General features: G+C 60.0%; 19 protein-coding genes. 11 read left to right on the top strand and 8 right to left on the bottom strand.

Annotated features, from left to right (window positions below):
- Positions 1-203: 203 nt before the first annotated feature.
- The 3 genes from AC3ISG_RS13755 to AC3ISG_RS13765 all read right to left on the bottom strand — a co-directional run bounded on the left by AC3ISG_RS13755 (position 204) and on the right by AC3ISG_RS13765 (position 4752).
- Positions 204-1601 (bottom strand): aminotransferase-like domain-containing protein, encoded by a 1398-nt coding sequence (locus AC3ISG_RS13755; RefSeq protein WP_489297192.1) that lies wholly within the window; start codon positions 1599-1601, stop codon positions 204-206.
- A gap of 102 nt (positions 1602-1703) precedes the next feature.
- A complete protein-coding gene (locus tag AC3ISG_RS13760; protein ID WP_489297193.1) occupies positions 1704-3206 on the bottom strand; it encodes a hypothetical protein in 1503 nt (500 codons plus the stop codon).
- A gap of 523 nt (positions 3207-3729) precedes the next feature.
- Positions 3730-4752 (bottom strand): zinc-dependent alcohol dehydrogenase family protein, encoded by a 1023-nt coding sequence (locus AC3ISG_RS13765; RefSeq protein ID WP_489297194.1) that lies wholly within the window; start codon positions 4750-4752, stop codon positions 3730-3732.
- Positions 4753-5213: 461 nt separating this feature from the next.
- On the opposite strand from AC3ISG_RS13765, the gene AC3ISG_RS13770 reads away from it, so the two are divergent.
- Entirely contained in the window at positions 5214-6128 is a 915-nt protein-coding gene (locus tag AC3ISG_RS13770) for a LysR family transcriptional regulator (RefSeq protein ID WP_065990323.1), read from the top strand.
- Positions 6129-6171: 43 nt separating this feature from the next.
- Here AC3ISG_RS13770 and AC3ISG_RS13775 read toward each other — a convergent pair whose 3' ends face one another.
- Positions 6172-6561 (bottom strand): winged helix-turn-helix transcriptional regulator, encoded by a 390-nt coding sequence (locus AC3ISG_RS13775; RefSeq protein WP_122534816.1) that lies wholly within the window; start codon positions 6559-6561, stop codon positions 6172-6174.
- A 112-nt stretch (positions 6562-6673) separates the two neighbouring features.
- Here AC3ISG_RS13775 and namA point away from each other — a divergent pair, with 112 nt between their 5' ends.
- Positions 6674-7717 carry an NADPH dehydrogenase NamA gene (gene namA, locus AC3ISG_RS13780; protein WP_489297195.1) on the top strand — a complete coding sequence of 348 codons (1044 nt, stop codon included), beginning with the start codon at positions 6674-6676 and terminating at the stop codon, positions 7715-7717.
- A 124-nt stretch (positions 7718-7841) separates the two neighbouring features.
- Positions 7842-8225, top strand: coding sequence for a nuclear transport factor 2 family protein (locus AC3ISG_RS13785; RefSeq protein WP_122625258.1), 384 nt, complete (start codon positions 7842-7844; stop codon positions 8223-8225).
- A gap of 119 nt (positions 8226-8344) precedes the next feature.
- Here AC3ISG_RS13785 and AC3ISG_RS13790 read toward each other — a convergent pair whose 3' ends face one another.
- The gene (locus AC3ISG_RS13790; protein WP_485620098.1) at positions 8345-9253 is read right to left on the bottom strand and encodes a LysR family transcriptional regulator; all 909 of its coding nucleotides are present in this window, start codon (positions 9251-9253) and stop codon (positions 8345-8347) included.
- A gap of 100 nt (positions 9254-9353) precedes the next feature.
- Between AC3ISG_RS13790 and AC3ISG_RS13795 the strand changes: the two genes are divergently transcribed.
- Both AC3ISG_RS13795 and dctA read left to right on the top strand, forming a co-directional pair.
- A complete protein-coding gene (locus tag AC3ISG_RS13795; protein ID WP_272629037.1) occupies positions 9354-10523 on the top strand; it encodes a mandelate racemase/muconate lactonizing enzyme family protein in 1170 nt (389 codons plus the stop codon).
- Positions 10524-10625: 102 nt separating this feature from the next.
- Positions 10626-11933, top strand: coding sequence for a C4-dicarboxylate transporter DctA (gene dctA, locus AC3ISG_RS13800; RefSeq protein ID WP_489297196.1), 1308 nt, complete (start codon positions 10626-10628; stop codon positions 11931-11933).
- A gap of 87 nt (positions 11934-12020) precedes the next feature.
- On the opposite strand, the gene AC3ISG_RS13805 is transcribed toward dctA, so the two are convergent.
- Positions 12021-13061: an alpha/beta fold hydrolase gene (locus AC3ISG_RS13805; RefSeq protein ID WP_489297197.1), complete on the bottom strand. Its 1041-nt coding sequence runs from the start codon at positions 13059-13061 to the stop codon at positions 12021-12023.
- Between the two features lie 436 nt (positions 13062-13497).
- Between AC3ISG_RS13805 and mexE the strand changes: the two genes are divergently transcribed.
- From mexE to AC3ISG_RS13830, 5 genes are all read left to right on the top strand, one after another.
- Positions 13498-14739, top strand: a complete 1242-nt coding sequence (mexE, locus tag AC3ISG_RS13810; protein ID WP_489297198.1) for a multidrug efflux RND transporter periplasmic adaptor subunit MexE — start codon at positions 13498-13500, stop codon at positions 14737-14739.
- Positions 14740-14751: 12 nt separating this feature from the next.
- Positions 14752-17943 carry an efflux RND transporter permease subunit gene (locus tag AC3ISG_RS13815; RefSeq protein ID WP_272629030.1) on the top strand — a complete coding sequence of 1064 codons (3192 nt, stop codon included), beginning with the start codon at positions 14752-14754 and terminating at the stop codon, positions 17941-17943.
- A complete protein-coding gene (locus AC3ISG_RS13820) occupies positions 17943-19340 on the top strand; it encodes a TolC family protein (RefSeq protein ID WP_122534761.1) in 1398 nt (465 codons plus the stop codon). The genes AC3ISG_RS13815 and AC3ISG_RS13820 overlap by 1 nt, the downstream gene beginning before the upstream one ends.
- Before the next feature lie 228 nt (positions 19341-19568).
- Entirely contained in the window at positions 19569-20666 is a 1098-nt protein-coding gene (locus tag AC3ISG_RS13825; RefSeq protein ID WP_272629026.1) for a tetratricopeptide repeat protein, read from the top strand.
- Positions 20667-21021: 355 nt separating this feature from the next.
- Entirely contained in the window at positions 21022-21387 is a 366-nt protein-coding gene (locus tag AC3ISG_RS13830; protein WP_122534759.1) for a histone-like nucleoid-structuring protein, MvaT/MvaU family, read from the top strand.
- Positions 21388-21881: 494 nt separating this feature from the next.
- On the opposite strand, the gene AC3ISG_RS13835 is transcribed toward AC3ISG_RS13830, so the two are convergent.
- Positions 21882-22385 carry a DUF4946 domain-containing protein gene (locus AC3ISG_RS13835; protein ID WP_489299538.1) on the bottom strand — a complete coding sequence of 168 codons (504 nt, stop codon included), beginning with the start codon at positions 22383-22385 and terminating at the stop codon, positions 21882-21884.
- Positions 22386-22585: 200 nt separating this feature from the next.
- Here AC3ISG_RS13835 and gloA point away from each other — a divergent pair, with 200 nt between their 5' ends.
- On the top strand, positions 22586-23116 hold the full coding sequence (gene gloA / locus AC3ISG_RS13840; RefSeq protein WP_485620090.1) for a lactoylglutathione lyase: 531 nt from the start codon (positions 22586-22588) through the stop codon (positions 23114-23116).
- A 305-nt stretch (positions 23117-23421) separates the two neighbouring features.
- Here gloA and AC3ISG_RS13845 read toward each other — a convergent pair whose 3' ends face one another.
- A complete protein-coding gene (locus AC3ISG_RS13845) occupies positions 23422-25230 on the bottom strand; it encodes a sensor domain-containing diguanylate cyclase (protein WP_489297199.1) in 1809 nt (602 codons plus the stop codon).
- Between the last annotated feature and the right edge of the window lie 304 nt (positions 25231-25534).

Genomic DNA, 25534 nt, shown 5'->3' on the forward strand with positions numbered 1-25534 from the left:
GATGGCGGCGGGCCCACGGAGTGAGACCGGAGTGAAGGAACCCGACGAAGTCGGGCCCAACCGAGAGCAGGCACTTTTGCTTACTTTTGGTGCTTTTCAAAAGTAAGTCGCCGAAGGCGAAACAGTCTGCCCCCAGGCAGACGCTTGTGATCTTAAGGATCTTGATCTTGATCTTGATCTCCATCTTGATCTGAAAAAAAACCCTACCCCAACCGCTCCTGCACCAAAGCATTCCGAACAATCACCAGCATCGACTCAATATTCTGCCCCCAATCCACCGACCCGCTGATCCGCAAACACTGCTGATGCAACCCCCGCACACTGAACAACTCCCCCGGCGCCACCACGATCCGCTGCTCCAGCAACCGATTGAACACCCGCGCCGTATCCACCCGATGCACACTCTCCAGCCAGATCGACGCCCCGCCTCGGGGCAGCTCAAACTGCACCTCATCACCCAGATACTGCTCCACCCCGCTCGCCAACTCACCGACCCGCTGCTCGAGACAACCACGCAACTCCCGCAAGTGCCGATCGAACTGCCCCGAAGCGTACAACCGCGCAATCGCCTTCTGCCGGACGGGCGGCAGGCGAAACGAGCGCAACACCCACTGCTGATGCAACAGCGCCCGTGAATGCCGACTCAACAGATACCCGAATGGCGCCTCCAGCCCGATCATCTTGTCAAAAGCACCCACCACCAACAGCCGCTCCGGATCAATCAAATCCCGGAACGGCGAACTGTCGTCCTCGAAACACAAAGCGCCATGGGTATCGTTCTCCAGCACCCACACCCCCTGCAGGTTCAGCACCTCCGCCATCCGCGCACGCTGGGCGTAAGGCATCCTCTGGCCGCGAATCGGGTCCATCCGCGACGACACAATCGCCAGTTTCACATCCTCGCGCCGGATCAACGCACCCAGCTCATCAAGGTTGATACCACCCTGCGCATCCGTGCAAACCTCAATCACCCGAATTCCGTATGTCTGCAGCGTACGCAGAATGCTCCAGCCACATGGCGACTCCACCAGCACGGCACAGTCGCGTAGCTGCAGCGCTTCGATGACGGTCTTCAAGACGCCGGTCTTGTCCGGCCCGATGAACACATTGTCCGGGTGCCAGCAATGCTCGGTCGATGAGGTGTAGTGGCCGGCCAGCGCCGTGCGCAGCTCGATATCGCCGAAGGGTTCAAAGCGCGGATCGGGCTGGCAGGGATAGTGACGCATGAGGTCGCGTTCAACACTGAGCAGCGCACCGTGAAGCGACACCAGCAGGGTGGGCTCATCGGCGCCGAAGACAAACATGTCCGGACGCCGGGCACTGGCATGAAAACGCGTGAACACGTCATCACCTTCCAGGGGCATGTCGTTGCAAGGGTTGGGCAGCGCGAAATAGCCGGACTTGGGCACGGAGCAGATTCGCCCTTCCTTCTCAAGAAGGCTATAGGCATTCTGCACCGTGGAAATCGACACCCGCAGCCGTCGTGCCAGGAGCCGCAACGAGGGCATGCGCGCGGCGGGCCCGGCGGACAGCTCGTTGGTCAACCTGAGCAGGTAGCGATACACCATCTGGTAGGCAAAATCAGTCTTGTTGTTATTCATCGAATACCCCATCCGTGCGCCAGGCGCAGGGTCATTGAAAAAGCGCCGCGTGGACCGCCCGAGGCTCAGCGCATCACTGCGCGTCAGTTCACCTCACAGCGTTCAACGCCCCGAAATCAGTTCCGTCGTCAGGGCGCCGGTGTGCGGATCGACTGTCGTCACCCGCCGTTTGTCGGGGTCGCTTGCGCGAACCCGAGCGATGATCGAACGCTCGTCGTTGAAGTCCACATGGCGCTTGGCGTATAGCGATTGCAGCCCCTTCAGGCTCAGACCGCTGACTTCCACCAGCCAGTGCGGCACCAGGTCCGGGGCCAACTGCCCGGCAAGCGTCTTGTGCAGATCGCTCAGCCCGACCAGCATGCCGGGGTGATAGCGGCGCAGGAAATCCTCGAGCCGCGCGCCGGCGTCGACAAACGGCGAAAACAGCAGGCAAACCCACTGCGTTTCGCTCAGGCCAAATGCCTCCTGGCCATAGCCCTCGGCAAGCTGACGGCGATCCGCGATTTTCTCCGGGCTGTCGTAGGCTGCCAGCGCCTGCTTGATCAGGCGTACAGGCATGCGTTTGCGGCGCATCATGACGGCTGCCAGTTCCAGGTACTCTGCGATGCCGTCGGCGTATGCTCGACCTTCGATGAATTCGGCCTTAAGCCCGCGCAGGTGGGCCATCAGTAACGGATTGGCGCAGTCCGACTCGCTGAAGCTGAACGCCAGGTCATCAAACCGGAAGCCCAGGAAGTCAGTCAGCAGCCCCCAGTGTTCCTCCGCGCGGTAGCCGATGAGGTCCGCAGCGGTCAGCAAGGTCGGGGCGATGGTTCGGTTCGGGTACACCGGTGGCCGGCTGTAGCCCGACGGTTCTGCGGATTCGCCGTACAGCTCTTCGTAATAGGCGCGCCCGAGGCTGTCGATGACGCTCAATGCCCCATTGAAACCCAGGGTGTGCCAGGGCTCGATTTTCTGCCCCCCGTGCCGCGCAAGACGCATGATCCAGGTCGCGTACTGCTTCTGCTCCTTGAGCGAGTCGCCGCTGATCACGGCATTGACGCCGTCTCCCCAGCAGGCGGCACGGACCAGAAAATCCGCCATGCCCAGATAACAGCTGTTGCAGAAAGTGGTCCGCGCATCGCCAGCCGTCAGATGCCCGCCCAGCAGCACGTCGGAGCGATTCTGCTCACGACCCGCCGTCGAAAACGGTAAGTCGGGCTCGAAAATCTGTACGTACTGATGATCGATCACCAGCAGTTCGACCCTCGGGTCGTCGTGCAGAAACAGCGCCGAATAGCAGCGATCAATGTTGCCCATCACCGCCGACGTAATACCCGCATGGCGCATATTCGCGACCCGTAGTCTGAACGTTGCCGGCCCCCGTGCGGCGATACTCAGTTGAGCTGCACGCAACATGGCGACGGTATAGGCGCTGTCCTTACCGCCGCTGAACGGGACCAGCACTTTGTAGCCGCCGATCCTTTCAATCCCGCCCGCTGCAACGATCAAGCGCTGTATCAACAACTGCAACGCTGTTCGTTCGTTTCGATTCAAATAACCCGAGAGCCGCTGCAGCACTTGCTGATAGACGTAGTTCATGGCTTGTTCGTGCATTGAACTCATGGCTTCAATACCCGGCGACTTATCAGCGCGGTAGCACTGTTCCCTATTGGCGGCTTGATATCCATACATGAGGCAGTTCCGCTAGTGATGGATGCAGCAGACCGGTTATCACGCAAAGCAGAGGGCGGCAGGTCAACAGGCATCGACTCGTTCCTTGAGCATGTAATTGTTGAAACTATTATCGACGCATGCGAAACAATTACAAGCCAGCCACTACCGACACGTGAAGGTTCTATTTTCGACAAATCCGAACAGCAATTAAACGAGGACGTTTAAATAAAAGTTTATTAAAACGAACAGTCCATTGATTCAAAAAGACTTATCAACCACACACCCTGGGAGGATTGATCAATAAATTAAACACCCAATAAACAAAAAAGCCTTCCAGAACATTCGGGAAGGCTTGAGTGATACAACGTGACCGGTGACTGACAGGGCGGATACCTGGAACCCGGTCTCCGGCACCTCAATCCCGACGCCAGGTCAAAAGCGTCGGGCATTCAACGAGCGCGATGGTCTGCGCTCAGGATGGATCGACCTCAACCACTACACGACCACCTACCGGGCAACCGTCCATCAAACGGTGGGCTTCGACCAACTGATCAAACGGGAACACCTTGGTGATCTGCGGTAACAGCATGCCGTCCGCCGTCATCTGGTTGATGTCGCGCAAGGCACGCTTGATCGCTTCTTCGTCCTGCTTGATGCCCAGCTCCGGCTTGCCGGTGAAGTTACCCACACAGTGCACAAAGAACTGAATGTTCTTCTGAAACGCTGCACACGCCGGGAACGGCGTCTGGTTACCACCCTGCAGGCCATAAAGAATCAGACTGCCACGGGGTGCCAACACATCACCCAGAATCGACATCTGCGGGCCACCCAGACCGTCGAGGACAATGTCCACGCCGCGGTTGTCGGTGTAGCGGTTGATCGTCAGAAGCAAATCCTCTTCTTCGGTAACGATCACTTTGTCCGCACCCATTTTCAGCAGGTAGTCGCGGCACGCTTCGGTCTTGGTCGCGGCAATCACCTTGATGCCGAGCGCCTTGCCCAGTTGCAGGAACGCAGGGCCCGCGCAATGGCTAGCGTCGGTGACCAGTGCCGTTTGCCCTGATTTTGCCCGCGCCAGTTCAACGAACGCAAAATACGCCACCAGCATCGGTGTGTAATGAACGGCCGCCTCATTGGGGGTCAGCACGTCTGGATAGCGGGTCACGGAAGTCTGGGGCAGCAGAATCAGCTCGCCGTAGACCGGGTACACATTGACGTCTGCCGAAGGAAAGCTGGCAACCTTGTCGCCCACTTTCAGATCGGTCACGCCATCGCCGATGGCCGTAATGACGCCCGCCATTTCGGAACCCAGACCGGCCGGCAGGCGAGCCTGGGATGAAGCCAGATTTTGTCGCCACAGCACGTCGTACCAGGTAACGCCGATCGCCTGAACGCGCACTTGCACCTCACCGGGTGCAGGCAACGCGACCGGCAGCTCTTCTACTTTGAGCACCTCGGCCGGACCGAACTGATGAAAACGGATCGTGCGGGACATTTCGAACCTCGCCTTATGAACCTTGATGCCATGAACTCTATCCGGGCGCCGCCGGTAACACTATCAGTGGCTATTAATAGTCGACATGCCTGCCATCGATTCTGATGGCGCAGGCAGCTGCTGAATCTTGCGCCGCCGTCCCGGGCCTGCTGGGCGCACATTGTTGGGTGCTCACCGCGACATTGCAACCCGAAGCCTGAAGATCGATGCATCCCGTGCTACGCGCTGGCTGCGACGCACCGGATTACAAAGGGCCAGCACGTTGCCATTGGTGTGTTTTTGCGGGTCAAGGTTTCATCAGCTACCACCATTGGGTGCGCCTCGGAGCACATTTACAGCGGTCCCGGAAAATTCAACAATGCAGACAACCGGTATTTACCCGTAATATCCCTGCCTGAGCTGAACACGTGGCGCGCGTCTGGGCCGCCAATGTATCGACCAATGCCCCCGAGACCCCCGTCATGAATCGCAACGACCTGCGTCGCGTCGACCTCAATCTGCTCATCGTTTTCGAAACTCTGATGCACGAACGCAGCGTCACCCGCGCGGCGGAGAAGCTGTTCCTCGGTCAGCCGGCGATCAGTGCGGCGTTGTCGCGATTGCGCGGGCTGTTCGACGATCCGCTGTTCGTGCGCACCGGACGCAGCATGGAGCCCACCGCGCGGGCCATCGAGATCTTTGGCCTGCTGTCCCCTGCCCTGGACTCCATCTCCACCGCCGTCAGCCGCGCCGCCGACTTCGACCCGGCCACCAGCACCGCCGTATTCCGCATTGGCCTGTCCGACGAAGTCGAGTTCGCCCTGCTGCCGTCACTGCTCAAGCGCCTGCGTTCGGAGGCCCCGGGCATCGTGCTGGTGGTGCGCCGCACCAACTACATCCTGATGCCGGCGCTGCTCTCCTCCGGTGAAATCTCCATCGGCGTCAGCTACACCGACGACCTCCCCGCCAACGCCAAGCGCAAAGTGCTGCGCCGCAGCAAACCCAAACTGCTGCGCGCCGACACCATGCCGGGGCCGATCACCCTGGACGACTTCTGCGCCCGCCCCCACGCCCTGGTGTCCTTCGCCGGCGACCTCGGCGGCTTCATCGACGAACACCTGGAAAAAATCGGCCGCAAACGCCACGTCGTGCTGGCGGTTCCGCAGTTCAACGGTCTGGCCACGCTGATTGCCGGGACCGACATTGTCGCGACCGTGCCGGACTACGCCGCCGCGGTGCTGACTGCTGCGGGGGGTGTTCGCTCGGAAGAGTTGCCGATTGAATCGCGTACGTTTGAGCTGCACATGGCCTGGCGGGGGTCGCAGGACAATGATCCGGGGGAGAGATGGTTAAGGTCGCGGATTCAGATGTTTTTTGGGGATCCGGATAGCCTGTAGGGGGCTAGCGCGGGCCCGGCACCGCACGGGCTACTGCGCAGACTCAAGCCAGAGATTCGAGCTTGTCAACATCGACTGCAGATCGCCGCAGTTCCAGAATCGTGCGCTCATGCACAGCTCCCCACTCGCGCATGGCACTCACCAGAGGCACCAGAGAGTTGCCCAGTTGCGTGAGCGAATACTCAACTTTAGGCGGCACTTCGCGATAGATCTCGCGATGAATAACCCCATCAGTTTCCAGCTCTCTCAACTGCAATGTCAGCATCCTCTGCGTGATGTCAGGTATCGAGCGCCGCAGCTCATTAAACCGTTGGGTTCCTGACATCAGGTGGAAGAGGATGAGCGACTTCCACTTTCCGCCAATGACATCGACGGTAAACGCGACGGGGCACGCGAACGCTTCGAGTTCATCCTGGGGATTACATTTCTTCACGGTGATCACCACGGTATAAAAAGTGTGCCTACAGCACATTATTGTGCGTACTTACTCGCCAGTGCTGCGTACGCTAGCATCATTCCATATTAACCACTATGGAATCCGCCAGATGAGCTTGTTGCTGTCCCCCCACACAATCAAAGGCCTCACACTGAAAAACCGCGTTGTCATGTCCCCTATGTGCATGCACATGGCAGCGGACGATGGCTTCGTCTCTGACTGGCATCGCGTTCATTACGGCGCTCGCGCGTTGGGTCAGGCAGGGCTGATTTTTCCAGAAACATTGGCTGTCCACGCTGACGGCCGTATCGGCCCAGGCGACCTCGGCATCTGGAGCGATGAACACGTTGGTGGCTTGAAAGCGCTGGTTGAGCTGCTTCATGGCTTTGGCGCAAAAGCAGGCGCCCAGATCGGCCATGCCGGACGCAACGCTGATCTGCCCAATCTGATTCACATCGCGCCGTCCGCCATACCCTTCACGGATACCAGCCCTGTTCCACGCGCACTCGCGGCGGATGAAATTCCGGGTCTGGTCAAACTTTACGGCGATGCCGCACGACGTGCCCGCGACGCCGGTTTCGATGTCCTCGAGATTCATGCCGCCCACGGCTACTTGTTGAGCGAGTTTCTCTCGCCGCTGGCCAATACCCGCGACGACGAATATGGCGGCGATCCCAAGCGACGCTATCGCTTCCTTCGGGAAGTGCTGGAGGAAGTCAAAATCCATTGGGGGGATCGCCCACTGTTTGTCCGCATATCCAGCTCTGATTACGCGCAAGGCGGCAACACGCCCGAGTCGTTCCTTGAGTACGGTCGCTGGATGAAAGAGCAAGGTGTTGACCTGATCGACTGCAGTTCCGGCGGTATCAAAATGGTCAAGGTCCAGACCTACCCGGGTTACCAGGTACCGGCCGCTGAATTGCTGCGCAAAGAACTGCATATCGCGACAGGTGCTGTCGGTGTGATTCAGAACGGACGTCAGGCCGAAGAAATTTTGCAAAACGGCCAGGCTGATTTGGTGTTTGTAGGCCGGCAAATGCTGCGAGATCCATTTTGGGTTCGTAGCGCTGCAGATGATCTAAAAGAAATGATCGAGATTCCTGTCGCCTACACTCGTTATGGATCTGTCTGGCTGGATACCACTGCTAATTGATAAGAGTTGAGACATGAAAATGACTTCCATGAAGCGTTGGCTTTTGGTCGCCCTGATTTCCAGTTTGGGCACGATTGCCCAGGCAGATACCCAACCCCATGACAAACAAGTGAGTCATACGATCGTGAATAAACCTACCTACGTAGATGAATACCAAGCCATCACCGACGTGCTGAATAAATACATCGAGGGCTGCAGGCAGGCCGACAGTAGCATCATGAAACCCGCGTTCAACGAACATGCGACGATGTACAGCGTCGGCGCCGATGGCAAACTCGCAGGCGGCGCGATTTCAATTCTGTTCAAGGGAATCGACGAAGACTTTCGTCCGTCACCGAACGCCCAGGCCGCTATAACCCGTATCGAAATCGTCGGGACTGCCGCCAGCGCACGGATAGATGCAAATGACATGTCGGGCCTCTCTTTCACTGACTTCTTTCAACTGCTGAAAGTGGAAGGCAAGTGGGCGGTGGTCAGCAAAATCTTCCAGCCGCATACGGAGTCTTGATGGAGGCTTGGGCAGACTGACATTCGAAGAACGAGAATCGGGCCGCAGCGAAGAGTGATCTTCAACCTGATGTCTCGGTCTTTTAAAACGCCAGGTGCCGGTCCATTAGGCTGATCGATTCAACCCGCCCGTCCGCCCAAAGCCAACCCGCCACCACCGCCCGCCTCCCCCCAAAACGCCTCCGCCGCCTGACTCAGCTGCGCCTTCGGCCGGGTCAGGTGAATTTCCAGCGGAATGTCCCAGCTTTCATCCAGCGCTCGGACCAGTCGCCCTTCCAGCACTTCCTGCTCGGTCAGGCTTTTCGGCAGCCACGCCACGCCTTTGCTTTCCAGGGCCATGGACATGAGTACGGCTGCAAGGTGGCTGCTGAAGAGCGGTTTGAGGTGAAGGTAATCTTCCTTGCCCCGCAGTCGGTGGGCGACGATACGCCCCAACCCGGATTCATGGGTGTACGCCAGATACGGCAACGCCGCCGGCGTGGTGCCAAAGCGGGTCGATGTGCTCGCCAGGGGCACCAGCACGTCCTCACCGACCTTCTTGCTGATGAACTGATCAGGCGCCAGCAGCGGCGGCACGTCGGGGTGGCGATGGCAGAGCATGAACTGCACCTGGCCGTGGATCAGCATCTGCTCGCAGACGGCCATGCTGTCGGAGTGCAGCTGCACGGCCTCGATGAGCGCGGCGTTTTCCGAGCTTCGCAGCCACTTGGGAAAGAAAGTGAACGACAGGGAATGCGTGGCCGCGAACTTGAGTGAGCGCGCCGCCATTCCGGCCACTTCCTGGGCCTCGTTGCGCATCCGGTACAGGTGCCGGGCCGCCTCCTGAGCGCTCGGTAGAATTTGCCTTCCCGCCTCCGTCAGCGTTGCGCCCTGAGGCGTACGCACGAACAGTTCCACCCCCATCCAGTTCTCCAGCGAGCGAACCCGGCGGCTAAAGGCCGGCTGGGTAACGTGCCGTGCCTCGGCGGCACGGACAAAGCTGCCGTACTCCGCAAGCGCCGAGAGATCTTCAAGCCAGACGAGTTCCACGGGGCCATGCCTCCTGTGCATAGGGTGCGGCATTAATAGCATTGGGCGGGTGTCGTCGCAAAGCCTAACGTGGGGCCACGAACAACAAGAGGAACCCGTCATGCGCATCGTGGACATCCGTGAAAAAACCGTTTCCATTGCCTCGCCCATTGCCAACGCCTATATCGATTTTTCCAAAATGACCTGCTCGGTCGTGGCGGTGATCACCGATGTGATCCGCGACGGCAAACCTGTTATCGGCTATGGCTTCAACTCCAACGGTCGCTACGGCCAGGGCGCGCTGATGCGTGATCGCTTCCTGGCGCGCATCACCGAAGCCGACCCCGACACCCTTGTCGATCATGAAAACAACAACCTCGACCCGTTCGCCATCTGGAAAACCCTGATGACCAACGAAAAGCCAGGCGGTCACGGAGAGCGCTCGGTCGCCGTCGGCACCATTGACATGGCGGTCTGGGACGCGGTCGCCAAGATCGAAGGCAAACCGCTGTATCGCCTGCTGGCTGATCGTTACCGCAACGGCGTGGCCGACGACAAAGTCTGGGTCTATGCCGCGGGCGGCTATTACTACCCAGGCAAGGACCAGACCAAGCTCAAGGCGGAAATGCAGAGCTACCTGGATCGCGGCTATGACGTGGTCAAAATGAAGATCGGCGCCGTGCCCCTGGACGAAGACATCCGCCGCATCGAGGCAGTGCTAGAGGTGGTCGGGGACGGACGTCGTCTGGCGGTGGATGCCAACGGCCGTTTCGATCTGGAAACCGGCATTGCTTACGCCGAAGCCATCAAGAAGTACAACCTCTTCTGGTACGAAGAGGTCGGGGACCCGCTGGACTACGCGCTTCAAGCCGAGCTTGCCAATCACTACGAGCTGCCCATGGCCACCGGTGAAAACCTGTTTTCCCATCAGGACGCCCGCAACCTGCTGCGCCACGGCGGCATGCGCCCTGATCGCGACTTTCTGCAGTTCGACTGCGCGCTGTCCTACGGGCTGGTGGAATACATGCGCACGCTGAAGGTAATGGAAGACATGGGCTGGTCGTCCCGCCGCGTGGTGCCCCACGGTGGTCACCAGATGTCCTTGAACATCGCCGCCGGCCTGCACCTGGGCGGCAACGAATCCTACCCGGACGTGTTCCAGCCCTTCGGCGGTTTTGCCGACGGGATCAAGGTGGAAAACAGCTACGTCGGATTACCGGATATTCCAGGTGTCGGGTTTGAAGCGAAGTCCGCCTTGTACGCCGTCATGCGCGAGTTGGGTGAGGGCTGATCAGACCGCGTCTGCGGCCCTTTTTGAAAGAGGCCGCAGACACACGCGTCATTCCTGACGCCACGCCACATGCCCATCACAACAATAAAATGAGGTGCTTCCGTGGAAACGTCCAAATCACGCTGGTATAGCCAGCTGTATGTGCAAGTGCTGATCGGCATCGTGATCGGCGCCGCCATCGGTTACTTCTTGCCAGACATCGGTGCCAAGCTCCAGCCCTTCGCCGATGGTTTCATCAAACTGATCAAGATGCTGTTGGCACCGATCATTTTCGGGACCGTCGTCGTGGGTATCGCGAAGATGGGCAGCATCAAAGAGGTGGGCCGAATCGGTGTGAAGGCCCTGCTCTACTTCGAGATTCTGTCCACCATCGCGCTGGTCATCGGCCTTGTCGTTGTAAATATCGTCAAGCCGGGCGTCGGCATGAATATCAACGTCAGCGCCCTTGATGGCAGTGCTATCAGCAAGTACAGCCAGGCTGCCAGTGAACAGGGCGGGACCATTGATTTCTTTCTCAATATCATTCCTCACACGTTCCTCGGCGCCTTTTCCAACGGGGTCATGCTTCAGGTCATCCTGCTTTCTGTGTTGATGGGCATCGCGTTGGTGCAAATGGGCGAAACCAGCAAGCCGCTGATCAACACCATTGATCTGTTTCTGCAAGGCCTGTTCAAGATCGTTGCCATGGTCATGCGACTGGCGCCGATCGGTGCGGGTGCAGGGATGGCTTTCACCATCGGCAAGTACGGCATCGGCACCCTGCTCTCGCTCGGTCAGCTGCTGATCGCCCTGTACCTCACCACGCTGATCTTTATCGTCGTCGTGCTGGGTTCCGTGGCACGGTGGTCGGGCATGCCGCTGATGCAATTTCTGCGTTATTTCAAGGATGAAATTCTCATCACGCTGGGCACCTGCTCGACCGAAGCGGTGCTGCCACGCATGATGGTAAAACTGGAAAAACTGGGCTGCAAAAAATCGGTGGTGGGCATGGTGCTACCGACCGGTTACACGTTCAACGCCGACGGCACCTGCATCTACCTCACCATGGCCGCCATCTTCATCGCCCAGGCGACCAATACCCCGCTGACCTTTGCCGATCAGTTGATCTTGCTCGGAGTGTTCCTGCTGACGTCCAAAGGTTCGGCAGGGGTGGCAGGTGCAGGGTTCGTGACGCTGGCGGCGACCCTGACCACCATCCACTCCATTCCTCTGGTCGGGCTTGTTTTGCTGCTGGGCATTGACCGGTTCCTGAACGAAGCGCGGGCCGTGACCAATTTGATCGGCAATGGAATCGGCACCATCGCCATCGCCAAGTGGGACAACTCCTTCGACGTCGAGGCCTGCGAGCGCGAGATCGCCGCGATGAAAACTGAGAAATCCCAAAGGAAAGCCTTGGCGGCGCAGAAGTAATCCTCCAGGCCCTCCGTTGATTGCACGTGAGACACGGCATCGTCGGCAGCCGCTTCAAAGCTCATCCAGTCAGGTAAAACGGTGTTGTCACCGCTGTAGCTTCTGTGACAGGAAGTCCCGGATGTACTGCGCAATCTCGGGCGCATGGGTCTCCAGCGCAAAGTGCCCGGCGTCCAGAAGATGCACCTCGGCATTGGGGATGTCCTTGCGAAACGCCAGCGCGCCCGGCGGAATGAAGGCCGGGTCGTGTTTGCCCCAGACCGCGAGCAAGGGCGGTTGATGCTTGCGCAGATACGCCTGGAACGCGGGATAGGCTGCGACGTTGGTGTGGTAGTCGAGAATCAGGTCCAGCTGTATCTCCTCCGCGCCGGGCCGGGCCATGTAAAAAATGTCGAGGTTGTAGCCGTCGGGCGAGAGTTTCTCGGGATCCGCACCGGTGCCGTACTGCCAGTCGCGGATGGTCTTGGGCGACAGCGACGGTCGACAGGCTTCACGGTTGGCCGACGAAGGATCACGCCAGTAAGCCTGCCACGGGTCCCACTGATCGCTGAAACCTTCAAGGTAGGCGTTGCCGTTCTGGCTGATGATGGCTGTCACCTTTTCCGGGTTGGCGGCGGCGAGGCGCAGGCCGGTGGGCGCCCCGTAGTCGAAGATGTACAGCGCGTATCGGGTCAGCTCCAATGCTTCGGTGAAACCCTCGACCACTTTGTAGAGGTTGTCGAAGGTGTAATCGAACTGACCCCGCGGCGGCGCCAGGGTGTTGCCGAAACCGGGCAAGTCCGGCGCGATCAGGCGGTACTGACTGGCCAGCAGCGGCATCAGGGTGCGGAACATGTGGCTTGCGCTCGGGAAGCCGTGGAGCAGCAACAGTACTGGCGCATCCTTCGCGCCGACTTCGCGGTAGAACACCTCGACGTCGCCGACCTTTTGCGTGTGGAACCTGACACGGAAGGCATCGTCGAACTCGGCGTTGCTGTGCCGGCCGGAAGGAGGTGAGCTGGCTGAGGCCGTGCTGGCAAATGATGCAGCCACGGCAGACGCCGCTCCCACCGCGGACGCCTGCAAGATACCGCGGCGGCTGAAGCCGGGCTGGCTGTTCGAGGAATTGACCGAATCGGAACGAGTCATTGGGAGACCTTCATGAGTGGGTTCAGGCTCAATGCTATTGGCCGCAGCGAAGGCCGTGAATCACCAGTAAACTCAACTCACCATTTCTGATTGTGCAACGTTGCTGAAGATTTTGAGGCGTATGAACCGGCCTCTTCCCGGCTGAAGCCGGTCCCATTAAAAGCACCCTGCGTCCCAGTGGGACTGGCTTTAGCCGGGAAAGCGCCAGACGTCACACCGGGAAGCTTAGGTCGATTGAAGGACGTCTCTGCGCAATAGCTCAAAGCCACGTGGCTTCATGAACAGATGCCACATGACGGTGCAGGGTATTGATTGCAGACCTTTTATTACGCCGAACATCATTACGACTGATAGTTACCTTCGCGTCATTCGATTCGTGCAATAACACCCCCGAGAACATTATCCGCCCATCTCAATAACATCGGCGGATTCTCCCATGCTTCAGTCTTTAACTCCTTTGCGCTATCCCCTCGCCGCGTTGACCCTTGTGGTCCTCGGCGCGTGCGGCCGGACGCCTGAGGCGACGGTTGCGCCGGCGGCGGCGAAAGTCAACGTGGCCAAGGTGATCGAGCAACCGGTCAACGAGTGGGACGAAGTCACCGCCCGCCTTGAATCGCCGGAAACCGTTCAGGTTCGCCCGCGCGTTTCCGGCCAGATCGACTCGGTTGCGTTCACTGACGGCGAGCTGGTGAAAAAAGGCGACCTGCTGTTCCAGATCGACCCCCGCCCGTTCGAAGCGGAAGTCCACCGTCTGGAAGCGCAACTGCAACAGTCCAAGGCCGCGGCCCAGCGCAGCACCAATGAAGCCCAGCGCGGCGAACGTCTGCGCACCAACAATGCGATCTCCGCCGAACTCGCCGACTCTCGTACCACCACCGCCCAGGAATCCAAAGCTGCCGTTGCTGCCATCCAGGCACAGCTTGATCTGGCGCGCCTGAACCTGAGCTTTACCCGCGTCACGGCGCCGATCACCGGCCGCGTCAGCCGTGCGGAAATCACCGCCGGCAACATCGTCACTGCCGACCAGACCATCCTCACCAGCCTGGTATCCACCGATAAGGTCTACGCCTACTTCGACGCCGACGAGCGCGTGTTCCTCAAGTACAACCAGCTGGCTCGCGACGGCAAACGCGGCGCGACCACACCGGTGTACATGGGTCTGTCCAATGAAGCGGAAAACCCGCACCTGGGTCAGATGAACTTCGTCGACAACCAGGTCAATCCGCGCACCGGCACCATCCGTGGCCGCGCCGTATTCGACAACAGCAAGGGCGAATACACCCCGGGCCTGTATGCGCGCCTGAAGCTGGTCGGCAGCGGCACCTACTCAGCCATGCTGATCAAGGACGAAGCGGTGGGCACCGATCTGGGCAAGAAATTCGTGCTGGTAGTCGACAAGGACAACAAGGCGATCTACCGCAGCGTCGATCTGGGGCCGAAGCTTGAAGGCTTGCGCATCGTGCGCAGCGGCCTGAGCAAAGACGACCGCATCGTCGTCACCGGCCTGCAACGCGTGCGTCCGGGCTCACCGGTTGACCCGCAGGACACGCCGATGGCCAGCCCCGAAACACTCTCCGCATTGCAACAACAACGCCAGGCGCTCGAAGCCAGCAACCAGCCCAAGGCGCAGTCCAAGCTGGACGCCAAGGTTGCTGCTTCCGCCACGCCACGCGGTTAAGGGACACACTCGATGAATTTCTCCAAGTTCTTTATCACGCGACCGATCTTCGCGGCGGTGCTTTCGCTGCTGATCCTGATCGCCGGCGCGATCTCGCTGTTCCAGCTGCCGATCAGTGAATACCCCGAAGTCGTGCCGCCGACCGTTGTCGTGCGCGCCAACTTCCCCGGCGCCAACCCGAAAGTGATCGGCGAGACCGTCGCCGCGCCGCTGGAACAGGCGATCACGGGCGTCGAGAACATGCTCTACATGTCTTCTCAGGCGACCGCCGACGGCAAGCTGACCCTGACCATCACCTTCGCGCTGGGGACCAACCTCGACACCGCGCAGGTGCAGGTACAGAACCGGGTCACCCGGACCGAGCCAAAGCTGCCGGAAGAAGTGACGCGCATCGGTATTACCGTGGACAAGGCCTCGCCTGACCTGACGATGGTGGTCCACTTGACCTCGCCGGATCAGCGTTACGACATGCTGTACCTGTCCAACTATGCGGTGCTGAACATCAAGGATGAGCTGGCACGCCTGGGCGGTGTCGGCGACGTTCAGCTTTTCGGCATGGGCGACTACTCGCTGCGGGTCTGGCTCGATCCAAACAAGACCGCATCGCGCAACATCACGGCGACCGACGTGGTCAACGCCATTCGCGAGCAGAACCGTCAGGTGGCCGCCGGTCAACTGGGCGCACCGCCCTCCCCGAGCGCCACCAGCTTCCAGATGTCGATCAACACCCAGGGCCGTCTGGTTTCTGAGGAAGAGTTCGAAAACATCATCGTTCGCGCCGGCGACAACGGCGAAATCACCCGGGTCAAAGACATCGCTCGCGTCGAACTGGGCTCCAGCCAGTACGCCTTGCGGTCGTTGCTGAACAACCAGCCAGCGGTGGCGATCCCGATCTTCCAGCGCCCGGGCTCCAACGCCATCGACATTTCCAACGAAGTGCGCGGCGAGATGGAACTGCTGAAGAAAAACTTCCCGGAAGGCATGGACTACAGCATCGTCTATGACCCGACGATCTTCGTGCGCGGCTCCATCGAAGCGGTGGTTCACACGCTGTTTGAAGCGCTGATCCTCGTCGTACTCGTGGTGATTCTGTTCCTGCAGACCTGGCGCGCCTCGATCATTCCGCTGGTCGCCGTACCGGTGTCACTGATCGGTACGTTTGCGGTCATGCACCTGTTCGGCTTCTCCCTCAACGCGCTGTCGCTGTTCGGGCTCGTACTGGCGATTGGTATCGTTGTGGACGACGCCATCGTGGTGGTGGAGAACGTCGAGCGGAACATCGAGCTTGGCCATCCGCCGATGGAGGCCACGCAAATTGCGATGCGAGAAGTGACCGGCCCGATCATCGCCACGGCCCTGGTGCTGTGTGCGGTGTTCATTCCGGCGGCGTTCATCTCCGGCCTGACCGGGCAGTTCTACAAACAGTTCGCGCTGACCATCGCCATCTCGACGGTGATCTCGGCCTTCAACTCGCTGACCCTGTCGCCTGCGCTGGCCGCTGTTCTGCTGCGCGCCCACGATGCACCGAAGGACGGCTTCTCGCGGTTCCTCGACAAGCTGTTTGGCGCTTGGCTGTTCCGCCCGTTCAACCGTTTCTTCGTCAAGGCCAGTAACGGCTACGTGAGCACGGTTGGCCGAGTGATCCGCGTCAGCGGCGTGGCACTGGTGGTGTACGCCGGCCTGATCGTGATGACCTGGCTGGGTTTCTCCAACACCCCGACCGGCTTCGTACCGGCACAGGATAAACAGTACCTGGTCGCCTTCGCGCAACTGCCGGATGCCGCGAGCCTGGATCGCACCGAGGACGTGATCAAGAAGATGTCGTCCATCGCCCTGGAACAGCCGGGTGTGGAGAACGCCATCGCCTTCCCTGGCCTGTCGATCAACGGGTTCACCAACAGCCCGAACTCCGGCATTGTCTTCGTCGCCCTCAAGTCCTTCGATGAGCGCAAGCAGGCCAGTGAGTCTGCGGGCGCCATTGCCGGTGCCCTCAACGCCAAGTATGCCGGGATTGAGGAAGCCTACATGGCGATCTTCCCGCCCCCGCCGGTACAAGGCCTGGGCACGATCGGCGGTTTCCGCCTGCAGATCGAAGACCGTGGCAACCTGGGTTACGACGAGCTGTACAAAGAAACGATGAACGTCATCGGCAAGAGCCGCAGCGTGCCGGAACTGGCGGCGCTGTTCACCAGCTACACGGTGAACGTGCCCCAGGTCGATGCCGCCATCGACCGTGAAAAAGCCAAGACCCTTGGCGTGCCGATCAGCGACATCTTCGACACCCTGCAGGTCTACCTGGGCTCGCTGTACGCCAACGACTTCAACCGTTTCGGCCGGACCTATCAGGTCAACGTGCAGGCTGAGCAGCAGTTCCGCCAGGACGCTGAACAGATCGGTCAGTTGAAAGTGCGCAACAACCGCGGCGAAATGATCCCGTTGGCGACGCTGTTGAAAGTCACCAACACCTCGGGCCCGGACCGCGTCATGCACTACAACGGCTTCATCACCGCCGAGATCAACGGCGCCGCGGGACCGGGTTACAGCTCGGGTCAGGCGCAGACAGCGATGGAGAAACTGCTCAAGGAAGAACTGCCCAACGGCATGACCTACGAGTGGACCGACCTGACCTACCAGCAGATTCTGTCAGGCAACACCGCTTTGCTGGTCTTCCCGCTCTGCGTATTGCTGGCCTTCCTGGTACTGGCCGCGCTGTATGAAAGCTGGAGCCTGCCACTCGCAGTCATCCTGATCGTGCCCATGACCCTGCTGTCGGCCATTGCCGGTGTGATCATTGCCGGGAGCGACAACAACATCTTCACCCAGATCGGCCTGATCGTACTGGTGGGCCTGGCGTGCAAGAACGCGATCCTGATCGTCGAGTTCGCCAAGGATGAGCAGGACAAGGGCAAAACCCCGCTGGAAGCTGTGCTTGAAGCCTGCCGCCTGCGTCTGCGGCCGATCCTGATGACCTCCTTCGCGTTCATCATGGGTGTGGTGCCACTGGTGCTGTCCAGCGGTGCCGGTGCCGAAATGCGTCATGCCATGGGCGTGGCGGTGTTCTCCGGGATGCTCGGTGTGACCTTCTTCGGTCTGCTGTTGACGCCGGTCTTCTATGTACTGATTCGTAACTACGTTGGACGCAAAGAGGCACGCCAGGCGGCCAAGGCTCAACGCATTCAGACCACCGCCCCGGAGGCTCATTGATGAAAGCTGCAAAACTCTTTCTGCCGAGCCTGCTGGTGCTGGCGCTGGCGGCCTGCGCCGTCGGCCCGGACTACAAGAAGCCGGAAACCGCGGCGGCCAACATCCAGGCCGCCACCCAGCGGGCCTATGACCGCAGCCACATCGAAACCGTCTGGTGGCAGCAGTTCGACGACCCGACCCTGAACAACCTGGTCGCCGAATCGCTGCAGGGCAACCGCGAGTTGCGCGTCGCCTTCGCCCGGCTGAAGGCGTCCCGCGCGATTCGTGACGACATCAGCAACGACGCGATGCCCGTCGTGACCAGCCGCGCCAGCAGCCAGATCGGCCGCTCGCAGGTACCGGGTGAGACCGAACACAGGGTCAACCAGGAACGTTACGACCTCGGCCTGGACATGGCCTGGGAACTGGACCTGTTCGGCCGCATCCAGCGGGAGCTGGAAGCCAGTGACGCCGACCAGCAGGCTGCCGAAGCCAACCTCTATCAGCTGCAGGTGACGATGATCGCCGAACTGGTCGACGCCTACGGTCAGCTGCGCGGCGCCCAATTGCGCGAGAACATCGCCCGGGACAACCTGAAAAATCAGCAGGAGTCGCGCAGCGTCACCGCGCAGTTGCGTGATGAAGGCGTGGGCAATGAGCTTGATGTCGTGCGTTCCGACGCGCGTCTGGCGGCGGTGGAAGCCACCATTCCGCAGCTTCAGGCCGAGCAGGTGCGCCAACGCAATCGCATCGCCACCCTGCTCGGCGAGCGACCGGACGCCATGACCGTGACCCTCGCTCCGGCCAAGCTGCCGGCGATCTCCAAAGCTCTGCCGATCGGTGATCCGACCAAGCTGCTGGAAAACCGTCCGGACGTGCGCAGCGCCGAGCGGCAACTGGCGGCGCAAACCGCGCGAATCGGCGTGCAGACCGCCGACCTGTTCCCGCGGGTCAGCCTGAGCGGTTTCCTCGGGTTTACCGCCAGCCGTGGTTCGCAGATCGGGTCCGGCGCAGCACAAGCGTGGGGCCTCGGCCCGAGCATCACCTGGGCGGCATTTGACCTGGGTAGCGTCAGGGCGCGGATTCGCGGCGCCAATGCCGATGCCGAAGGCGCTCTGGCCAATTACGAGCAGCAAGTGCTGCTGGCCCTGGAAGAAACAGAAAACGCGTTCAGCGACTACGACAAGCGTCAGCAGCGTCTGGTGTCGCTGGTGCGGCAGAGTGAAGCCAGTCGATCGGCGGCCAATCTGGCGAACATCCAGTACCGCGAAGGCACGGCCGACTTCCTCGTCCTGCTGGACGCCGAACGTGAGCGTCTGGCCGCCGAAGACAGCCAGGCCCTGGCCGAAATCGATCTGTATCGCGGCATCGTCGCCATCTACAAAGCCTTGGGCGGCGGCTGGCAGCCGAACGCCTGAGGTCATGGGATGAACGGCGGGATTGCTCAAGCGGCGGCGGATCTGCAGCGCTGATCTGCGGCCACCCTCCGCCGCTGTACGAGGCCCCGGACCCACAAGGTTCGGGGCTTTTTTCTGGACCGTTGATAAACAACCAGCGAGCGCCCGAGGGGGCCATCACTCCCCACAGCGTTTGACACTCGGCGGTCTCTCCCCGAAGCTGCTGCACACGCCCACACGGAAACCGATATGTCTGAGTCGTCTTCCCGGCGCACACCCGCCCAGCTCAAGGCTCGACGTCGCTGGCAGGTGGCAATTGCGCTGGCGCTGTTGCTGCTGATCATCGCCATGGCGATGCTGGTGCGAAACTGGCACGCGCCGCCGGCCGCACCGCAGGTCAATCACAGCTATGCCGAAGCACTGGAGCAGGCCCACGGTGGCAAGCCCGGCGCCGCGCGCGTGCTCTATCAGCAATTCACCCGCACTGACCTGTCGGATATTCGCCGCGCCGGCCTGCTGGCTGAGCTGGTCAATTACCCGGGCCCCCAGGCCCTGAAAATTCTGCGCGGCGATCTCAAGCGCCCCGCGCCGCTGGTTCAGCAGGCGGCCATCCAGGCAGTCACCGCCATGCTTCCTGAAGATCAACGCAGCACGCTGATCGGCCCGCTGCTGGACGCCGCCGATGATCAGGTGCGCTTCAGCGCGGTGCGCGCCTTGCTGCCGCTGAGCCCGGATGAACTGGGCCTGTATTACGGCGCGCTGCAAGAGGCCGCTCAGCACTATGAGCAGGCGCTGACCGCCCAGCCGCCGAGCGCGCAACGTCAGCTCGCGCTCGCGCAGCTCTACCTCAACAACGGCACGCCGCAAAAGGCGATCGAGGCGCTGGAACTGGCCGCAAAACTGGAGCCGGACAACCTCGACACCGGCCTGGCGCTGGTGCAGTTGCTCGACGGTCAGGGTCAGGCCGATCGTTCGCGCCAGTTGCTCGCCCAATGGCTGGAGAAACAGCCCCAGTCGTCCCTGGCGCAACACGCACTCGGCCAATGGCTGCTGCGTCACAAACAGAACGAATACGCCCTGCTCCCGCTGACTCGGGCCATTGAGCTGGACCCGGAGAATACCGGCTACCGTTACGACCTTGCCGTGGCGCTTCACGACCTGGACCAGCTCGAAGCCGCGCAGCGTCAGCTGGAGGACATCCTGCAGCGCGCACCCGCCGACCGCCGCGCGCGGATTTTGCTGATTCGTTACTGGACCGAGACCGGGCAGCTGCAGAAGGTGCAGGTGCTGCTCGCGGAACTGGAGCAGCTCAACGCCGATGATCCTGCCCTGCAGCAAGGCCTTTAAGACGGGACTGTTTCCAACGGCGCTAAAGTATAAGAAATTACTTACAACGCTTTGCGCCTATTATTGTTTTTTTGTCAGACCCGCTTATCGTCTCCGAGGTGTTTCACTTAGCGATGAGTAAATCCGCTATTTTACAAAGCGTAAAAAACGTGCATTATTTACTCGCGCCACAATTGAACTACCCGTCTTGATACCAACGCTCATCCTCAGAAGTTAGTGTCGACGGCCGATCCTGATGTCAAGGACACGGTAGAACGTGGTGAAACCAAAAGCAGCAGAACCCGATGCGCATCGTAGTGCGTGGAAGGTTGCTTGCATTGAGCTGACAACAGCCATTAATTGCCGGAGTATCATTTTGTCCAGACTTGCCGAATATCGCGCAGCAGAAAAAGCCCTTCAGGAGCAGCTGGCCCAGCTGGAGTACCTGAAGAACGACGACGGATTGAAGAAGGAAATCGAGTTCGAGCAGCAGTTGCAGGCCCTGATGAGCAAGTACGACAAGACCTTGCGCGACATCATTGCCATCCTCGACCCCCACACCGGCGCCTCCACCTCCGCACCAGCAGCTCCGAAACGCCGCCGTCCGCGGGTCGTCAAGGTCTATCAAAACCCGCACACCGGCGAAGTGATCGAGACCAAAGGCGGCAACCATCGTGGTTTGAAAAACTGGAAAATACAATACGGTGCCGAAACCGTTGATTCGTGGTTGCGCGGCCGCTAATCCACTGCGCCCTTAAACATTGGCCTGCAACATTGAGAGGAAGCTCTGCTCGCGGGGCTTCTCTGCAAGTCGGTCTGTATGGCAATGAAACATGTGCGCTCAGCGCTGATAACAGCCAGCCAACGGTGAGGTATTTTAAATAATGCAAGCCGGCGCAGGCACGCTTTGAATATCAAACCTGACAATTAGCTGAACAGATTCGTATTAAAGGGATATACCGCTTTCAATACACGGTTGGCTTATAGCATGCTTGATCGTCGAGTTTCACCCGCGTTATTTATCACGCTAAATATGGACGTGAGGGGCGTTGAGGCTGGCCATGAGCCTTCATGCATCGACAGACGAATTTTCCCTCCGCGGCTGAACGGCTCGTGAGCTTCACATTTTTTTCACACCGGGTTGTAGAGGATGGAGGCTACTAAAGGATTAGTGCCCCAATGCCCGCTTCGGCGGGCTTCTTTATGCCCGCGATTTGTGTATACCCTGCCTCGACCCTACTGCGCCGATCCGAGGCGCAGACTGTCCCTGATTCGCAGCACTTCGTCTTTATGGGCTGCATAGCCCTGCGCCGAGCCGGCATACGACAACGACCACGCCAATTGCGGACTCGCCGCTGCTACCAGTGTCTGTGTCATGACGTGGTTGCCGTTCTGGGTGATCGTGCACGTGGTCTCCATTGCCGGGATGTCGCTCAGCGTGCTGTCTTTCATCCGCGTGCAGACGCTCTGAAAACCGCCGCGGGCGAAATTGACCTGCACCGCCTTGCGCATCTCCAGCAGCACGCTCTGCACATTGACGGAGTGACCGGGCTGCAGCTGCGTCTGGGTCAGCTCGACCACCATGGCCGGATCACCGTTCTGATCGTTTTTAACCGCACGCTGTCGTATTTGCACGGCGGGCTGCCCTTCGCTCGCCGGCGGCTGGGGCAGCGCTTCCACTTCCCAGCCTTGGGGCCAGATGATCATGGCGTCAGCCGAAGACGCGACGCCCGGAATCATCAGCACAAGACAGAAAGCAACGCGGGCGCATGGGCGCAATGAGAGATGCATGGGCGGTACCTGAAGGTCGAGCCGCGAAGTGTGAGCCGGTCATCCATTGCCCACAAGCCGAAAGCCGCGATTTATGCGCCTTCGGTTTGGCGAGTCGTTCATGAGTCCGTATCATTACGCAACATTTTAGCGTTAACCCGGAGACAACCATGAGTCTGCACGACCTGAACACCTTCCCCGGCGTCACGGCCACCCCGGACGCATCGACCGCAAAATTCGTCTTCAACCACACCATGTTGCGGGTCAAGGACATCACCGCTTCCCTGGATTTCTACACCCGCGTGCTGGGTTTCAGCCTGGTGGAAAAACGCGACTTCCCGGAAGCCGAATTCAGCCTTTACTTCCTGGCGCTGGTGGACAAGGCGCAGATTCCACAGGACGACGCCGCGCGCAACGTCTGGATGAAAGGTATCCCCGGCGTGCTCGAACTGACCCACAACCACGGCACCGAGAAGGACCCCGCGTTTTCCTACCACAACGGCAACACCGACCCGCGTGGCTTCGGCCATATCTGCATTTCGGTGCCCGACGTGAAGGCTGCCTGCGCGCGCTTTGAGGAACTGGGCGTCGACTTCCAGAAACGCCTGACTGACGGCCGCATGAAAAGCCTGGCCTTCATCAAGGACCCGGATGGCTACTGGGTCGAAATCATCCAGCCGACGCCGGTATCGGGCGAGTAATCTCGCTCGATCAGTAGGGATTGCCTTGATCGGGACAGGACCGGCATTGACCCCAACCGTGGGACCGGCTTTGACGTCTTCTGTAGGACCGGCTTTAGCCGGGAACGCGTCAGGCGTCATGCCGCAAGATTGTGGGTGTTCACGCCGGCCTCTTCCCGGCTAAAGCCGGTCCCACTATGAAACCGCGCGCGTCCCGTAGACCGGCTTTAGCCGGGAAGGCGTCGGGGGTTACACCGCAGGATTGCGGGTGTTCACACCGGCCTCTTCCCGGCTGAAGCCGGTCCCACTCTGGAACCCGGCAAGGGTCACGCTGCTTCTATCACCTGATCCGTATCAGCCAGATCCGCATAAAGCTGCGCGTTCGACGGCTCAGGGGTGAACGTCAGCGCAATGTTCTGGCACTGCTCTCTGAGCTGTTGCAGCTTCAGCGGCCGGCTGAGGAAATACCCCTGCGCTTCTTCGCAGCCGAACTCACGCACCAGGCTCATGCAACGGAACGTTTCGACGCCTTCCGCGACGGTGCGATAGCCCAGCTCGCGGGCCAGGTGCAGCACGGATCGGGCAATGATGCGGTTGCGCGGGTTGCTCTCGAGGTCCGTGACCAGGGATTTGTCCAGCTTGAGGATATTGGCCGGGATTTCGTGCAAGTAGGCAAAGTTGCTGTACCCCGCGCCAAAATCGTCGATGGCCACGTCAACGCCCAACTCGCGAATACGAGTGAGCTGGGCAATGACGCGCTTGTCGGCACGAATCCACTCGCCTTCGGTGATCTCGACTTCCAGCCGAGCCGGTTTCACGCCGTGCCGGTCGCAGGCGCTTTGCAGCGTCAAAGCGATGTCCAGATCGGCGAAGTCCAGCGGCGACAGGTTGAGCGACAGGCGTACATCCTCATCGATCCAGCCGCTGAGGTCGCTCAGCGCCCGATCAATGACCCATCGGGTCACCGTGCTGATCCTGCCAGCGCTCTCGATCAACGGAATGAATTCGCTTGGCCAGATCTTGCCCAGCATCGGATGGGTCCAGCGAATCAACGCCTCGACGCTGAGCAGACGGCCATCCTGCAGGCTGAAACGCGGCTGGTACTCCAGATAGATGTCGCCACTGACCAACGACTCGGCGAGTTCGTTGAGCAGGGTCAAGGCGCGCCGCTGGGCGCAATCCTCCGCTTCGTCATACGCCGCCCACGGCACCTGTCGATAGACCGCCCTCCCCGCCGCGTGAGTCGCTTTGCCCATGAGTGCAGCGGCGGAGTTCTGACCGTCGTCACAGCAGGCCAGCCCCACGGCAATCTGCTGATGAGTAAAAGGCTCTGTGATCAGGGCCAACAGCATGCGAACCAGGTCGTCGCGGCGAGACCGGTCGCAGCTCATCTGCACACAGAAATCCTGGTCGCTGACGTGGTACAGCTCGGCGATGCCATCCAGGCGACGACGCAGGCAGCGAGCCATGTCGCGACGCGTCTGCTGCGCATCCAGATTGCTGCTCACGCTGATATCCGCAACGCTCATCACCGGCTGGGTGCGGATTACCACCATGAGTCTCACCTGGCTTGCGGTCACCTCAACGCCCTGGGTGTCCAGCAGGAACTGCTGCAAGTTGGGCAGGCGGCTGACAGGGTGGCGGTAACGCATCACCTGGCACTGTTCGACCTGCCCCATGACCAGTTGCGCAAAATCTTCGAGGACAGCCACTTCGTCGGGCTGGAGCTCGCGGGGAACTGTGTCGATCAGGCAAAAGCTGCCGAGCACATCGCCGTGCTGATTGCACAACGGCGCCCCGGCGTAGAAACGGATGCCATCAGGTCGGGTAACCAGCGCGTTGTCGGCGAAGCGCACGTCAAGCGTGGCGTCATTGACCACCATGACGCCGGAATTCTGAATGGTGTAGCGGCAGAATGACTGCTCGATAGGCGTCTGACTCGCGTCGAAACCTACCCGACCGGGGAACCACTGGCGGTCTTTTTCCACCAGCGATACCAACACCGTCGGTACGCGAAAGTGCGCAGCAGCCAGGCGACACAGGCGGTCGAAATCCTCACTGTGTGCGGTTTCCAGCCATTGCAAAGCATGAACCGCGGACAGGCGCTTCTGCTCAATTTGCAGCGAACAGTTCATGACCTGCGCCCTCGGTTCTAAAAATACGGATTGAATGATATCTCATGGCCACTACTGCTGACACTGCTTCATGACGGAAGGTGCGAAGCGGTGATAACAGCCTTAAAACAGACTTCGGCCGAGTTGAGAAAAGTGATATCACAAAGACATCAGCTAATCGTTTCAGTTCCAAAGCTATACAGAAATAAAGTTTTGTACAAGTTTTAGTAAAGTTAATACGATCGGCGCCGACAGATGGATCAGAGCGACCCGCAGGCAGCCATAACGCTTCCTGCAGAAAAGTCGTCAGCGCCACTGACTTCCG

The sequence above is a fragment of the Pseudomonas sp. GL_135 genome (genome assembly GCF_057834665.1).